Here is a 15,506-nt window from a genome sequence, read left to right as displayed (position 1 = left end):
GCAGCGGATGGAGGTGCGCGCCCCATGCTCCGTCCGATGACCGCGCGTCGCCATCGCGAAAGCCCCGCTGTCGCCGCGCGACCGGTGGGCTGGCGCCCGGAGGCCGAGCGGACCGATCGCGCTTGGCATGGCGAGGACGCTGCCGGTGGCGAGGATGTCCGCGAAGAGGAGCTCCGCGATAGCGGCCGCCGCACGACGCAGACTGCGACAGGGCCCACGCCGGCCACTTCGCCGTTGGATCGCCCCCCAGCCCCGCCGAGAGTGGCGGCGCCGGATGAAACGCCCGGCGTTCCGCTGCCGCGGCGGGATCTGCTCTCGCCGGCGGTGGATGCGGCCGTTTCGGCCGCATTCCGCTCCCTTGGTGATCTGGTCTTGCCCCAGCAGGAGCGCACCATCGAGGATCTCGTGAAGGAGATCCTGCGGCCGATGCTCAAGGCGTGGCTGGATGAAAATCTGTCCGGCATCGTGGAGCGCGCGGTCCGGGCCGAGATCGAGCGGGTCACCAGCAACCGGCGCTAGGCCGGCCATTCCCATCCAAGCCGGGCTCCGGCGCGCTGTGTCGCGGGGCAGGGGCGAGGCAGGGGCGGGGTGGCGTCTTCGGTGCACGCAGGGCGGCCTTGTGAGCCGCCGCTGTTGACCTTTGCCGGGTGCTGCGGCTTAACCCCATCTGAAACCATCCTGTCCCTAGCGCGACGGATGCCGGCACGGCCTGGGCGTCGCCCGGGCCTGCGGGGCGTCGCGGCCGCGGAGCTCATGTCCATGCTCGAGAAAGTGTTCGATCCCGCATCCGTCGAGGCCCGCATTGCCGAGGCTTGGGAACAGGAAGGCGCGTTCCGCTGCGGGCGCCCCGAGCGCAAGGACAAGCCGGGCTTTTCCATCGTCATCCCACCGCCGAACGTCACCGGCTCCCTGCACATGGGCCACGCACTCAACAACACGCTGCAGGACATCCTGGCCCGCTTCGAGCGCATGCGCGGCAAGGACGTGCTGTGGCAGCCGGGTACCGACCATGCGGGCATTGCCACACAGATGGTGGTGGAACGCCAGCTTGCGGCGCAGCAGCAGCCCGGCCGCCGCGATATGGGCCGCGCCGCCTTCATCGAGCGGGTGTGGACCTGGAAGGCCGAGTCGGGCGGCACCATTGTCGGCCAGCTGAAGCGGCTCGGCGCATCCTGCGATTGGTCGCGCGAGCGCTTCACCATGGACGAGGGTCTGTCGCGCGCGGTCCTCAAGGTGTTCGTGCAGCTCTATCGTGAGGGGCTGATCTACAAGGACAAGCGTCTCGTCAATTGGGACCCTAAGCTCATTACCGCCATCTCGGACCTCGAAGTGGTGCCGGTGGAGATGAAGGGCAATCTCTGGCATCTGCGCTACCCCATCGAAGGGGAGAAGGGCCGCTTCATCATCGTCGCCACCACCCGCCCGGAGACCATGCTGGGCGATACGGCGGTGGCGGTGCACCCGGATGACGAGCGCTATCGGGACCTGATCGGCAAGAACGTCATCCTGCCCCTGGTGGGCCGCCGCATTCCCATCGTCGCCGATGAATACTCCGACCCGGAAAAGGGATCGGGCGCGGTGAAGATCACGCCGGCGCACGATTTCAACGATTTCGAGGTGGGCAAGCGCCACAGCTTGCCCATGATCAACGTGCTCGATGCCGAGGCACGCATCGACATCTCCGGTATCGCGGATGATCGCGCCGAGCGCCCGGAGGCCTATGTGGAGCCGGTGGACGCCGGCGTGCTGGAGCACCTGGGCGGGCTCGACCGCTTTGCGGCGCGCAAGACCATCGTCGAGCTGCTGACCAATCTGGAGCTGCTGGAGAAGATCGAGCCGCACACCCACATGGTGCCCCACGGCGATCGCTCCAACGTGGTCATCGAGCCCTGGCTCACCGACCAGTGGTATGTGGACGCCAAGACTCTGGCGCAGCCGGCCCTGGCGGCGGTGCGTGAGGGCCGCACCAGTTTCGTGCCGAAGAATTGGGAAAAGACCTATTTCGAGTGGCTGGAGAATATCCAGCCCTGGTGCGTCTCGCGCCAGTTGTGGTGGGGCCACCAGATCCCCGCCTGGTATGATCCCTTTGGCAACGTCTTCGTCGCGCTGGATGAAGACGAGGCCTTCGAGCAGGCCCTCAAGCACAATGTGGGCAACGAGACGCTCTCCGCCGAAGAGGCCGAAGCGCTGATCGCCGATGCCGATAAGCGCGCGGGCTTCCTCACCCGCGATGAGGATGTGCTCGACACCTGGTTCTCCTCCGCGCTGTGGCCCTTCTCCACCATGGGCTGGCCGGATGAGACCGAGGAACTGAAGAAATTCTATCCCACCAGCGTGCTGGTGACGGGTTTTGACATCATCTTCTTCTGGGTCGCCCGGATGATGATGATGGGTCTGCACTTCATGGATGGCGAAGTGCCGTTCAAGGACATCTACATCCACGCCCTCGTCCGCGACGAGAAGGGGGCCAAGATGTCGAAGTCGAAGGGCAACGTCATCGACCCGCTGGACCTCGTGGACAAATACGGCGCCGATGCCCTGCGCTTCACTTTGGCTGCCATGGCGGCCCAGGGCCGGGACATCAAGCTCGCCACCTCGCGGGTGGAGGGCTATCGGAACTTCGCCACCAAGCTCTGGAACGCGGTGCGCTTCGCCCAGATGAACGGCTGCGTGCGGGGCGCCGGCTTCGATCCCGCCAAGGTGGACGGCACCCTCAACCGCTGGATCATCGGCGAGGCCGCCCGCGCCGTCGGCGAGGTGCAGGAAGCCATCCTCGCCTATCGCTTCAATGACGCGGCGGGCGGCATCTACCGCTTCCTGTGGAACGTGTTCTGCGACTGGCACCTGGAGCTGGCCAAGCCGGTGCTGTCCGGGCCGGATGGCGCCGCCAAGGACGAGACCCGCGCCACCACGGCCTATGTGCTGGATGTGGCCATGGCGCTGCTGCACCCCTTCATGCCCTTCTTCACCGAAGAGCTGTGGGCCGAGACCGGCAAGGAGGGCCCCGCGCGCGAGAGCCTGCTGGCGCTGGCGCCCTGGCCGGACCTCGCGGGCCTGGAGGCCCCCGATGCGGAGGCCGAAGTGGGCTGGGTGGTGGATCTCGTGACCGAGATCCGCTCCGTGCGCGCCGAAATGAACGTGCCGGCCTCCGCCCAGGTGCCGCTGGTGCTGGTGCAGCCCTCGGCCGAAACGGCTGCCCGCGCCGCCCAGTGGGACGATGCCCTGCGCCGGCTGGCGCGGCTCGAAGACATCACCATTGCCGACGCTATGCCCGGGGAGTCGGTGCAGATGGTGGTGCGCGGTGAGGTGGCGGCGCTGCCGCTGGCCGGAGTGGTGGACCTCGCCGCCGAGCTGGTCCGCCTGAAGAAGGAAGAGGGCAAGCTCGACCAGGAAGTGGCCCGCATCGACGGCAAGCTCTCCAATGAGAGCTTCGTGGCCCGGGCCCCGGAAGAAGTGGTCGAGGCCGAGCGGGAGAAGCGCGCCGAATATCTCCTGCGCAAGGAGAAGGTGCGCGCCGCCATCGGCCAGCTGTCCGGCGCCTGAAACGGGCTGTGAGCGGCCCGCCGCGCGGGGGTCGCTCCCAGCCGCGAGTCGCAAGGGAACCGCCAGGGTTGGGGGCTGACGGCTGTGTGACGGCAAAGTCACACCGCCACCCTTTCCCGGGTTCCGCCGGCCCGGCCGCCGCAAACGCCGCGATCCCGCCACAAAACGCCACGACACCAGAGGGCGACACGGGGCGGTGAGCGTAGCCTGGAAAGTGTTTCCGGCCGCCGCGTTTGAGGTAGAGTCCGGATGCGCACGCGGTGGATGGCACATAGGCTTGCAGGGCGGAGCGCGACGGAACGGTGCCCAAGTGAGGCCGCCAGGCGGCCTTTCCTCGGCCCCGATATTGCCGCCGCCGTCTGCCAAGTTTCCAGCATCATGTTTGCGGAACGTTTACCAAGCCCCCGGGGCGGGCTTCTGTCCCCATCAGCGCGCCGCGCGGCGCCACGGGCGGGTCGTGGCCCGGGCCGCGCCGTGAGCGCACCGGCCACGCGCCGTGCGGCCGGGCTGCTGTTCGCCAGCATGGTCGGTCTGCTGCTGAGCGCGCCGGTCGCATCCGCCTTCGATGGCTCCACCCAGGCGCAGCAGCCCATCACCCCGCCGGTGGATGTGCCGGTGGTACCGGCCACGCGGCCGGTGGATGAGGCGTTTCGTGCCGGTGCATTGGCATTGCGCCAGGGCGAGACCGCCAAGGGCCTCGACGCTCTTGGCTATGCCGCGGCCCAGGGCCACCCCATGGCCCAGTGGAAGCTGGCCAAGATCTATGCCGATGGCGACGGCGTGAAGCGGGACGATGCCAAGGCCTTCACCTATTACAGCCGGATCGCCAATTCCCACGCGGATGACTATCCCGGCACGGCACAGTCGCGCTTCGTGGCCAATGCGTTCGTCGCGCTGGGCTCCTATTATCTGGTGGGCATTCCCTCGGCCGGCGTGAAGCGCAATCCCACCCGCGCGCGGGACATGTATTCCTACGCCGCCTCCTATTTCGGTGACGCCGATGCCCAGTACCATCTGGGCAAGCTGTATCTGGAAGGCGTGGGCGGGCCGAAGGACGCGCGCAACGCCGGGCGTTGGCTGACCCTGGCCGCCCAGAAGGGGCAGTTTGAGGCGCAGGCCACCTTGGGCGAGTTGCTGTTCCGCGGCGAAGAGGGCGTTCCCCGCCAGGCGGCACGCGGCCTCATGTGGCTCACACTTGCGCGGGATGCGGCGGCGCGGCCCGAAGACAAATGGGTGGTGGAGCTGCACGAAAAGGTATTCGCTGAAGCCTCGCCCGATGAACGGGCCATGGCCCTGGCCTATCTCGAAAACTGGCTGAAGACCGCACGGCGCTGAAGAGCGCCGACTGCAGGCCGGCTATCGACCCCTGGTCGACCCTTGGTCTACCGTTGGCCTGCACCGTTGGCCTGCACCGTTGGCCTGCCTTGGGCTAAGGTGGGTCGCGCTCGGCGGCGAAACGTGGCAGGTCGGCGCCGAGGCCCGCGGTCATGGCGCGGGCCGAATGGGTCCACAGATGGTGGCTGGGCTGCACGGCGTCGGGCTGGTCCAGGGTGCCGACGGTAATATCCACCTCCGCCTCACACGCCATATCGAACAGGATCGGGCTGCCGCAGCTGCCGCAGAACCCCCGGATCACCCCTTCAGAAGAGGCGTAGCGCGTCAGCGTTCCGTCCGTCAGCTCCAGATCGTCGCGGGCGACACTGGCCCACGGCACGGCGGCGGAGCCGGAGGCCTTCTGGCACATGGTGCAATGGCACCAGAAGGCGGTGCGCACCTGCTTGATGCGATAGCGCACCGCGCCGCACAGGCAACCGCCGACGAGGGGCTGCGCGGGAAAGGGGGCCATGGCTTTGCGCCTCAGACAGCGATGGAAAAGTCGGCCCAGACCGGCACGTGGTCTGAGGGCTTTTCCCAGGCCCGCACATGCTTGTCGATGCCGGCGCCGATGAGCTTGTCGGCCGCCTGGGGCGACAGCAGCAGATGGTCGATGCGGATGCCGAAATCCCGCTGCCAGGCCCCGGCCTGATAATCCCAGAAGGTGAACACCCGTTCGGCATCGGTGGTGGCGCGTACCGCGTCGGTGAGGCCGAGATGGAGAAGGCCGCGGAAGGCGGCGCGGGTGCGCGGCAGGAACAATGCGTCGCCGAGCCAGGCGGACGGATCGGCGGCGTCGATGGGCTGCGGGATCACATTGAAATCGCCGGCGAGGATCAGCGGCTCTTCCAGGGCCAATCGGTCGGCGGCAAAGGCATTGAGCCGGTTCATGAAGCCGAGCTTGTAGGGATATTTCTCGGTATCCGGCGGGTTGCCGTTGGGCAGATAGAGGCAGGCGACGCGCACCACGCCGGTTTTCACTGAAACCACCGCCTCGATGAACCGGGCCTGTTCGTCGCCATCATCGCCGGCGAGGCCGTGGCTCACGTCCTCCAGCGGCAGCTTGGAGAGCAGGGCGACGCCGTTGAACGTCTTCTGGCCGTGCACCGTGACATTGTAGCCCAGCGCCTCGAACGGCTCCCTGGGGAAGGCGTCGGTCTGGCACTTGATCTCCTGCAGGCACACCACGTCCGGATTGGCCTCCTTCAGCCAGGCGACCGCATGGTCGAGCCGCTGGCGGATGGAGTTCACATTCCAGGTGGCGATGCGCATGGGGATCCGGCTCCTTCGGGGGCCCGTCGGTTCGGGCGCGGCGAGCATACTCCCCACGCGGGCCGGGGCAACCGGCGGAGGTCCGCAGATACATAACGTAACGCGGGGCGACCCGGCGGCAGGGTTGCGGCGGGGGGAAAAGGATGGCATGCACCACCCTTGCCATTGTCCAGGTGACCTAGCGACATGACGTTCGCGTCCATCGAGTTTCTGTTCTATTTCTTCCCGCTTTTCTTGGTCTCCTACTTCGCCGCGAAGACCATCGCGCTGCGGAATTATATCTTTCTGGCCTTCTCCCTGGTGTTCTACGCCTCGGGATACACGCCGCACATCGTGCTGCTCTTGGCCTCCGTCGCCGTCAACTTCTTCATCGCCAAGGCCATGGACCTGAAGGAGGGGCGCGAACGGCAGCGCGTCCTCATCGGCGGCGTCACCTTTAATCTGCTGCTGCTCGGGGTGTTCAAATATACCGACTTCCTCATCGGCAATCTCAATGTGCTGTTGGAGCCCACGGGCGTGGCCCTGCCGCAGCCCCACATTTCCCTGCCGCTGGGCATTTCCTTCTATTCGTTTCACGCGATTTCGTATCTCGCCGACATCTACAAGCGAAAGGTGCGGGCCAATACGGACCCGGCCCAGTTCGCGCTCTACATGTGCATGTTCCCGCAGCTGGTGGCGGGCCCCATCGTGCGCTACTCCACGGTCGCCCGGCAGCTCGCGGACAGGCGCGTCACCTGGGGCCGGTTTTCCGCCGGCGCGCGGCTGTTTGCCATCGGGCTGGCCTGGAAGGTGCTGATTGCCGATGAGGTCTCGCGCCTGGTGGTGGGTGTGTTCGACACCACCACCAACCCGACCTTCGTGGAAGCGTGGCTGGGTGTTTATGCCTATACGGTGCAGATCTATTTCGACTTCGCCGGCTACTCGACCATGGCCGTGGGCCTCGGCGTGATGGTGGGCTTTACCCTGCCGCGCAACTTCCGCATTCCCTACAGCTCCCACTCCATCACCGAGTTCTGGCGGCGCTGGCACATGAGCCTGTCGGCCTTCCTGCGGGACTATCTCTACATTCCCCTGGGGGGCAACCGGCATGGGCCGGCGCGGACCTATGTGAACCTGTCCGTCGTCTTCCTGCTGTGCGGCCTGTGGCACGGGGCGAGCTGGAACTTCGTGATCTGGGGTGCCCATCACGGGGCCTTCCTCATCCTGGAACGGGCCTGGCTCGGCCGCTGGCTGAAGCGCCTTCCGGGGCCGGTGTCGCACCTTTATGCCGTGGTGGTGGTGATGCTGGGCTGGGTCTGGTTCCGGGCCGATACGCTGCCCGGGGCACTGGATCTCTTCTCAGGCCTGGTGGGGGCCAACGGCTTCTCGCGGCCCTCCATGGCGCTCGGCTTCGGCCTCCATACCCTATCGATCGTGGCGCTGATCGTTGGTGGTCTCATCGGCTTCTTCCGCTGGCGGCGCTGGAAGATCCTGTCGGGGGAGGGGGTGCTGGCCACGGTGGCGGATTACGGCCTCATCGCCGCGCTCATGATCATGAGCGTGATCTGGGTGGGCGGTACCATCCCCACGCCCTTCCTCTATTACCGGTTCTGATGCCATGAACCTGCTCGCGCGACATCGCCGCTACATCGGGGTCCTGGTGGCCGGCATCATCGGCCTGCTGTTCCTCTCGAACATCATTCCGGACCCGCTGGGCACCTGGAAGGCGCGCACGCCGCTGGCGCCCGAATGGGGCTGGGGGCGCACGGCCCATGTGATCTTCCGCAATGCCGGCGAGTTCATTCATGACAATTTCGGCTTCCGCGCCACCCTGCCGGTGCTGCGCCGGGAGTTGCGCCGCGCCCTGGATGCGCCCGACAGCTACCCCATCTATGCCGGCCGCAATGGCCAGCTGTTCTGGGGCGTGGAGCGCACGCCGGAGCAATCGGCCGGCGCCCTGGTGCGCGCGCCTGAGGTGGAGCGCTTCGTTTCCATGATCGGCGAGATGCAGCGGAGCCTCGCGCCCCTCGGCACCAAGGTGGTGGTGGCGCTGCCGCCCAATGCCCAATCCGTGGAGCTGGAGGAGCTGCCGGCCTGGACCGATCTCCTGCGCTATCCCACCACCGAATACAGCCTCGCCCTGGCCGGCCTGGAGGCGGAGGGGGTGACCACGGTCGACCTGCGCCGGGTGCTGCGACGGGCGCCCTGGCCCCGCTATCTCCTCACCGATACCCATTGGAACACCCGCAGCTCCATCCTCGCCTTCAACGCGGTGATGGCCGCCGCCGGCCATCCGGGCTGGCAGGTGGATGTGAGCCAGGTGATCGGCGGGCGGGTGCCCTCGCCGCGGGGCGACCTGCTGCGCAGCATGCGCATGCCGCCGGAGGTGAAGGAGGAGAACTTCCAGCTGCTCTACAAGAGCCCGGCCGGTCCCCAACGGCCTGATCCCGCCCTCATTCACCACAATGAGCACTTCGCCTTCAAATCGGTGGCGCGGGACTATGCGCCCACCGGCGAGCGGGTGCTGATCATGGGAGATTCGTTCACCGTGGGCATTTGGGCGGGGCTGTTCGCCAATGCGGACGTCAGCGTCGTGGGCTGGATGCATGCCTCGCTGAAGACCACCGGAAGCTGCGACTTCAACTTCAACGATGTGAAGGCGTTCAAGCCCGACCTGCTGATCTACGCGCGCACCGAGCGCTTCTTCCCGTGCCCGCCGGACAATTGGCCGGCAGGCCTGCCGCGGCCGCGCGGCAATGCGATCCCCCTCGGCGCGGCCCCGTGAGGTCGCGCCGGCGGCGGGACGTGTTTGCTCTCAGGCGCCGGTCAGACGGCGAAGCTCGATCCGCAGCCGCACTTGGCCGTGGCCATGGGGTTGTGGATCTTGAAGGCCGAGCCCATCAGGTCCGCCACGTAATCGAGCTGGGAGCCCTTGACGTAGTCGAGGGAGATCCGGTCGACGACGATCTTGGCGCCTTCCTTCTCGATGATGAGGTCGTCATCACCCTGCTCGGTTGTCATGTCGTACTTGTAAGAGAAGCCGGAGCATCCGCCCCCTTCCACGCTGAGGCGCAGGAAGGTGCCCGCAGGCTCCGACGACAGAATCTGGCGGATGCGGCGCGCTGCAGCATCGGTGACGGCGAAATCGGGAGCGGCCGAAGCCTGCTCGGGGGCGAGTGTGGTTTCCATGGTATCGACTTTACGAATTGAAGCTGGCAATGGCCCATAAGGTAAGGCCGGAACCGTTGAAGTGAAAGGGCTGGCCTCGCGAAAAGGCCGAGCGGGAGGAGCAGGACATGGCGGTTTCCGGCGCAAAGCCCCGGGTTTCATGGGCTTGCGACCCTGAGCGTTCGCGTGGGCGGCTGGTTCACGAACCGGAGATGCCGCCGCGCAGCGGCTTCCGGCGGGATTGCGACCGCATCATTCATTCCACTGCCTTCCGCCGCCTCAAGCAGAAGACTCAGGTCTTCGTCTTCAATGAGGGCGACCATTACCGCACCCGCCTCACCCACACGCTGGAGGTGGTGCAGGTGGCGCGCTCCATCGCCCGCGCCCTGGGGCTGGACGAGGATCTGGCCGAGGCTCTCGCCCTTGCCCACGATCTTGGCCACCCGCCGTTCGCCCATGCGGGCGAGCGGGCGCTCAACGCCTGCATGGCCAATCATGGGGGCTTTGATCACAACGCCCAGTCGCTGCGCGTGGTGACACGCATCGAGCGCCGGTATGCGCAGTTTGACGGCCTCAACCTCACCTGGGAGACCCTGGAAGGGCTGGTGAAGCACAACGGCCCGCTGACCGACCGGAAGGGGCAGGGCATCGGCCACTATGCGGGCGGCCTGCCTCACGCCATCGTCGTGCACTCCGCCTTGCAGGATCTGGACTTGTGGAGCCACGCCGGCCCGGAGGCGCAGGTCGCCGCCCTGGCGGACGACATCGCCTATGACGTCCATGATCTCGACGACGGCATCCGCGCCCACATGTTCAGCCTGGACGAGCTGGAGCCGCTGCCGCTGGTGGGCGAGGCGATCCGGGACGTCCGGGCGCGTTACCCCGGCCTCGACATGCCGCGCACGGTCAACGAGGTGCTGCGCCGGGTGATCACCCGCCTGATCGAGGATGTGGTGGTGGAAGGCGCGCGCAACGCCGCCAGCGCCGGGGTGCAGTCCGCTGATGAGGTGCGCCGGCTAGGGCGCACGCTCATCCGATTTTCGCCGGAGATGGCCGGGGCCGAGAAGGCGCTGAAGGGCTTCCTCTATCCCCACATGTACCGCCATGCGCGGGTGGAGGCGATCATGGGCGAGGCGCAGCGCGTGCTGCGTGAGTTGTTCGCCCACTTCATGGCAGAGCCGCGGGACATGCCGGCCTCCTGGCATGAAGACCTGGAAAGCTTGGATCAGAACCGCCTCGCTCGCCGGGTGACCGATTACATCGCCGGCATGACCGACCGCTACGCCCTCGACCAGCACGCCCGTTTCTTTGACACGACGCCGGATCTGCGATAGGCGCGCGGCAACCAACCCGATCGGACAATTCCATGAACGTCTACGCGATCTTCGCCGATCACGTCCGCGAAGCCGTCGCCGCCCTCGTCGCCGAGGGTCATTTTGCCGAGGGCCGTGGCGCGGGCCTCGATCTGGCCCGCGTGGTGGTGGAGCCCCCGCGTGATGCCAGCCATGGCGATCTCGCCACCAATGCCGCCATGGTGCTGGCCAAGGATCTGGGCCTGAAGCCGCGGGACCTCGCGGAAAAGATCGCCGGCAAGCTCGGCGGCATCCGCCATGTCACCAAGGTGGACGTGGCCGGCCCCGGCTTCATCAACGTCACTCTCGATCCGGTGTTCTGGCCCCAGGTGCTGGCGGCGGCGCTGAATGGCGGCGCGCGCTTCGGCCGGTCCAGTCTCGGCGGCGACGAACCGGTGAATGTGGAATATGTCTCGGCCAACCCCACTGGTCCCATGCATGTGGGCCATTGCCGGGGTGCCGTGTTCGGCGACGCCATGGCGAACCTCTTGGCCTTCGCCGGCTATCAGGTGACCCGGGAGTATTACATCAACGACGCCGGCGCCCAGGTGGATGTGCTGGGCCGCTCCGCCTATCTGCGCTACCGCGAGGCTGCCACCGGCGAGAAGGCGGAGATTCCGGACGGGCTCTATCCCGGCGACTATCTGGTGTCGGTGGGCGAGAAGCTGGCCGAAATGCACGGCAGCGAATATCTGGCCGCGCCGGAGAGCGAGTGGCTGCCCATTTTCCGCAGCTTCGCCATCGGCGAGATGATGAACATGATCCGCGACGATCTCGAAGCCCTGGGCATCGCGTTCGACGTGTTCTTCTCGGAGCGCTCTTTGTCCGCCGGCGCGGTGGACAAGGTGGGCGCCACCATCGAAGCCCTCAAAGCCTCCGGCGAGGTCTATGAGGGGCGCCTGCCGCCGCCCAAGGGCGCGCCTATCGAGGATTGGGAGGATCGGGAGCAGACCCTGTTCCGCTCCACCGCCTTCGGCGACGATGTGGACCGCCCGCTCAAGAAGTCGGATGGCAGCTACACCTATTTTGCCGGCGACATCGCCTATCACAAGGACAAGGTGGAGCGCGGCTTCCTCAAGATGATCGACGTGTGGGGCGCCGACCATGGCGGCTACGTCAAGCGCATGCAGGCGGCGGTGAAGGCCGTTTCCGGCGGCGCGGCGAGCCTCGATGTGGAGCTGATCCAGCTGGTGCGTCTGTTCCGCAACGGCGAGCCGGTGCGCATGTCCAAGCGGGCCGGCTCCTTCGTGACGCTGCGGGACGTGGTGGACGAGGTGGGCCGCGACGCGGTGCGCTTCATGATGCTGTTCCGCAAGAACGATGCGCCGCTGGATTTCGATCTCGCCAAGGTCATCGAGCAGTCGCGCGAGAACCCGGTGTTCTACGTGCAGTATGCCCACGCCCGGGCCAAATCCATCCTGCGTAACGCCGCCGCCGCCCTTCCCGACCTGCCGGCTGAGCCGGCCGCCTTCGCCAGCGCCGAGCTCGAGCGACTCGACGATGAGGGCGAACTGGGGCTGCTGAGGCGCATCGCCTCCTGGCCGCGCCTGGTGGAGCAGGCCGCAAGCGCCCGCGAGCCCCATCGGATCGCCTTCTATCTGCATGAGCTGGCAAGCGATTTCCACGCCCAGTGGAACCGGGGAAAAGACCTGCCTCATTTACGCTTCATTATCGAGAATGATCGACATTTGACCTCGGCCCGCCTCGCTTTGGTGCATGGAGTGGCCACGGTGCTCGCCTCGGGTCTGAACGTGCTGGGGGTGGAAGCCGTCGACGAGATGAAATAGCGGCTCGTCAAACGGCCAGGCACCGCAGCAATGGGCCGCTGAAGGCTCCGCCTGGGCGGGACGGACGAGAACACATCGAGGCGACATGGTCGACGAAAGCAGGTTCCGCTATCGGCGCGACGCGGGCAGCAATGATGCCGGCGCACGGGGCGTGGCTCCACGGGATCCTCGGGAGCAGCGGCCGGAGCCGGGCCGTGCTCAGGCCCCGCGTGATCCGGCCACCCCACGGGGCTATGCCGCGCCCGCGGCGGATCCACGCCTTGCGCCCCCGTCCCGCGCGGCCGCGCCGCGGGCCGCCGCGCCGAGCCGCAATCCGCCTCCGGCGCCCGCTGCCAGCGACGACCCGCTGGCCGAACTGGCACGGCTGATCGCCGAGCAGGATCCCTTCGCCGATTTCGATGACCTGCCGCCGGCCCCCCCGCCGCGTCCGGCAGCTGCAGCCCCAGCGCTGCCGCGCGCCGCCGATCCGGCCGCGCGTCCCTTCGATCCGCGCCGCGACCTGCGCGCGCCCAGCCGTCCACAGGCGCCCGTCGACGCCTATGACGATGAGCCGGACGAGCTACCTCCGGCGCGTCCCGCACCCGCCCGCGCTGCTGTCCCACCGCGCGCCCCCTCCGAACCCGCTCCGCGGCGTGCCGCTCCCAGCCTTCCGGACCTCTCCGCGTCGCCGCGTCCGCAGGCGCAGCCACCGCGTGCGGTGCGCCCGGCCGCTGGCACGCAGGCGTCCTATCAGCAGGATCCCTATTCCTCGGCCACACCGGCGCCGCGCGCGGCCCTGGAACCGCCTCGTCGTCCGGCGCCGCAGCCGCCGTCCGCAGCCGCGCCGAGCCGCGCGGCTCTCGTTCCTCCTCGGTCCGATGCCGCGCCCATCGACCGCTCCGCCACCTCGGTTCGCCTCGGCTACGGGTCTTTGGCACATCAGGCGCAGGTCGCCGCCACTCCCGCGCAGCGCCGTGGCGCCGAAGACGACGGCTTTGCCGCGCCACCGGCGCCTCAGCCGCGCGGCGTCGCACCGCGCGAGGCGATCCGTGACGACGAGGATTATGAGCCCGCCCCCCGCCGTGCGGCTGCTCCTGAGCCGGCGCGCGCGCCGGCCGAGCCGCACCCGGCCGCCTATGCCTACTCGGCGGAGCGGCGGGATGGCGACTATGACGAATATGACGAGGCCTACGATCCCCAGTATGACGAGGATGGCTACATGCCGCCTCATGGGGATGAGGTCTATGAAGGCGAGACCCGCCGCCGCAAGGGCCGCGCCGCTCTGCTGCTGGTGGCCTCGGTGCTCGGCCTGATCGTCGCCGGCACCGCCGGCGTGTTCGCCTATCGCATGGCGGTACATGGATCGGTATCGGGCACCGCCGGAGGTCCGCCGGTCATTCGCGCCGATAGCACCCCGAGCAAGATCGTCGCGCCGCCCGCGCCCACGCCGGAAGGCCAGCAGAAGATGATCTACGATCGTCTCGGCAGCGGTGGCAGCGCCAATGAGCGCATGGTGCCCCGCGAGGAGCAGCCGATGGATGTGACCACGGCGGCCATTCGCAACGGTACGCCGGCGGCCACCGATCCGGTCATCAATTCCCTGTCCACGGAACCGAAGCGGGTGCGCACGGTGCCCATTCGCGCGGATGGTCTCGGCGGGGATGCCAGCACGACAGCCGCGGCGCCAAGCCCCGGCCTGAGCGCTCTGGCCGCCTATGCATCGGGGCAGGCCCCCGGTGCCGCACCGTCGGCGGTGGCCGTGCCGGATGCCAAGGCCCCGCCGCAGGTCGCCCGTAGCGGCGACTTCGTGGTGCAGGTGGCGTCGCAGCGGTCGGAGGCGGATGCCATGGGCTCCTGGAAAGCGCTGCAGACCCGCTATCCGAACCTGCTGAGTTCCTATGTGGCGACGGTGAAGAAAGCCGATCTCGGTGACCGCGGTGTGTATTACCGCGCTCAGGTGGGCCCCTTCGCGACCCGCGATCAGGCCAATGACCTATGCCAGGCCCTGCGGGCCCAGGGCGGTGACTGCCTCGTCAGCAAGAACTGACCCCCAGAGCATGGGGTTAAAAGTTGAAACGGGGGCGCGCGGCAGGTCCGGCGCCCCCGTTTCGCGTCAGGCTCAGCGGGCCTTGAGCGCCACGCCCAGGCGGCCGGCCAGGTCCTGCACGAACTGGGAGGCGGTGCGGCCCGAACGGGCGCCACGGGTGGTGGCCCACTCCAGCGCATCGGCCCGCCACGCGCTGTCCTCCACCGGCAGCTGATAATGGGCGATATAGCCGGCGACCATGGCGAGGTATTCGTCCTGGTTGCACTTGTGGAACCCGAGCCACAGGCCGAACCGGTCCGACAGCGACACCTTTTCCTCCACGGCTTCGCCGGGGTTGATGGCGGTGGAGCGCTCGTTGTCCATCATGTCCCGCGGCAGCAGGTGGCGCCGGTTGGACGTGGCATAGAAGATGACGTTGTCGGGTCGCCCCTCGATGCCGCCCTCGAGCACCGCCTTCAGCGATTTGTAGGAGGTGTCATCGGCGTCGAAGGAGAGATCGTCGCAGAAGATGATGAAGCGATGGGCAGAGCCGCGCACCAGGGCCATCAGGCCCGGCAGGGTCTCGATGTCCTCGCGGTGGATCTCCACCAGCTTCAGCCGCCAATCCTGGCCGGCGGGCAGGGTGCGGTTGACGGTGGCGTGGGCCGCCTTCACCAGAGAGCTCTTGCCCATGCCCCGGGCACCCCAGAGCAAAGCGTTGTTGGCGGGCAGGCCGTGGGCGAAGCGGCGGGTGTTGTCGAGCAGCTGATCGCGGACGCGGTCGATTCCCTGCAGCAGATCAAGCTCGACCCGGTTCACGTGGGGCACCGGCTCCAGCCGCAGCGGATCGGTCTGCCACACGAACGCGTCCGCCGCGTCGAAATCCGCCACCAGGCGGTCCGGCGGGGCGATGCGATCCAGCGCGCCGGCGATGCGGCTGAGCAGGTCGAGGGCTGCGGCAATCGTGTTTTGGTCCAGGGATGCGGGCATTCTTTCCTCCATGGTGTGGGGATAAGGCGCCGTTTC

At 67.7% G+C, this 15,506-nt stretch carries 12 protein-coding genes; 8 read left to right on the top strand and 4 right to left on the bottom strand.

Going from position 1 to position 15,506, the window contains the following annotated elements; translation table 11 throughout:
* Positions 1 to 24: 24 nt before the first annotated feature.
* From ACU4E7_RS18235 to ACU4E7_RS18225, 3 genes are all read left to right on the top strand, one after another.
* Entirely contained in the window at positions 25 to 519 is a 495-nt protein-coding gene (locus tag ACU4E7_RS18235) for a PopZ family protein (protein WP_447019722.1), read from the top strand.
* 240 nt (positions 520 to 759) lie between these two features.
* Positions 760 to 3,543, top strand: a complete 2,784-nt coding sequence (locus tag ACU4E7_RS18230) for a valine--tRNA ligase (RefSeq protein ID WP_447021664.1) — start codon at positions 760 to 762, stop codon at positions 3,541 to 3,543.
* 522 nt (positions 3,544 to 4,065) lie between these two features.
* A complete protein-coding gene (locus ACU4E7_RS18225; protein ID WP_273546322.1) occupies positions 4,066 to 4,878 on the top strand; it encodes a tetratricopeptide repeat protein in 813 nt (270 codons plus the stop codon).
* A gap of 94 nt (positions 4,879 to 4,972) precedes the next feature.
* Here the strand turns inward: ACU4E7_RS18225 and ACU4E7_RS18220 are convergent, their stop codons facing one another.
* Together ACU4E7_RS18220 and xth are read right to left on the bottom strand one after the other, a co-directional pair.
* A complete protein-coding gene (locus ACU4E7_RS18220; RefSeq protein ID WP_238122578.1) occupies positions 4,973 to 5,389 on the bottom strand; it encodes a GFA family protein in 417 nt (138 codons plus the stop codon).
* An 11-nt stretch (positions 5,390 to 5,400) separates the two neighbouring features.
* The gene (gene xth, locus ACU4E7_RS18215; protein ID WP_238122579.1) at positions 5,401 to 6,189 is read right to left on the bottom strand and encodes an exodeoxyribonuclease III; all 789 of its coding nucleotides are present in this window, start codon (positions 6,187 to 6,189) and stop codon (positions 5,401 to 5,403) included.
* Positions 6,190 to 6,375: 186 nt separating this feature from the next.
* Here xth and ACU4E7_RS18210 point away from each other — a divergent pair, with 186 nt between their 5' ends.
* On the top strand, positions 6,376 to 7,782 hold the full coding sequence (locus ACU4E7_RS18210; RefSeq protein WP_447019721.1) for an MBOAT family O-acyltransferase: 1,407 nt from the start codon (positions 6,376 to 6,378) through the stop codon (positions 7,780 to 7,782).
* 4 nt (positions 7,783 to 7,786) lie between these two features.
* Entirely contained in the window at positions 7,787 to 8,953 is a 1,167-nt protein-coding gene (locus ACU4E7_RS18205) for an alginate O-acetyltransferase AlgX-related protein (RefSeq protein ID WP_447019720.1), read from the top strand.
* Between the two features lie 41 nt (positions 8,954 to 8,994).
* Here the strand turns inward: ACU4E7_RS18205 and erpA are convergent, their stop codons facing one another.
* Positions 8,995 to 9,357, bottom strand: coding sequence for an iron-sulfur cluster insertion protein ErpA (gene erpA, locus ACU4E7_RS18200; protein WP_447019719.1), 363 nt, complete (start codon positions 9,355 to 9,357; stop codon positions 8,995 to 8,997).
* Positions 9,358 to 9,464: 107 nt separating this feature from the next.
* Here erpA and ACU4E7_RS18195 point away from each other — a divergent pair, with 107 nt between their 5' ends.
* The 3 genes from ACU4E7_RS18195 (at position 9,465) to ACU4E7_RS18185 (ending at position 14,501) form a co-directional block, all read left to right on the top strand.
* Positions 9,465 to 10,670, top strand: a complete 1,206-nt coding sequence (locus ACU4E7_RS18195; RefSeq protein WP_447019718.1) for a deoxyguanosinetriphosphate triphosphohydrolase — start codon at positions 9,465 to 9,467, stop codon at positions 10,668 to 10,670.
* Between the two features lie 32 nt (positions 10,671 to 10,702).
* Positions 10,703 to 12,475: an arginine--tRNA ligase gene (argS, locus tag ACU4E7_RS18190; protein ID WP_238122584.1), complete on the top strand. Its 1,773-nt coding sequence runs from the start codon at positions 10,703 to 10,705 to the stop codon at positions 12,473 to 12,475.
* A gap of 85 nt (positions 12,476 to 12,560) precedes the next feature.
* Complete coding sequence (locus ACU4E7_RS18185; RefSeq protein ID WP_447019717.1) at positions 12,561 to 14,501, top strand: SPOR domain-containing protein; 1,941 nt, start codon at positions 12,561 to 12,563, stop codon at positions 14,499 to 14,501.
* A gap of 72 nt (positions 14,502 to 14,573) precedes the next feature.
* Here the strand turns inward: ACU4E7_RS18185 and ACU4E7_RS18180 are convergent, their stop codons facing one another.
* Positions 14,574 to 15,470, bottom strand: coding sequence for an ATP-binding protein (locus tag ACU4E7_RS18180; RefSeq protein ID WP_447019716.1), 897 nt, complete (start codon positions 15,468 to 15,470; stop codon positions 14,574 to 14,576).
* Between the last annotated feature and the right edge of the window lie 36 nt (positions 15,471 to 15,506).

Source organism: Xanthobacter sp. ZOL 2024, assembly GCF_052932325.1.
Note: the sequence above shows the minus strand (reverse complement) of the source record. Positions and strands in the feature narration are given on the sequence as shown.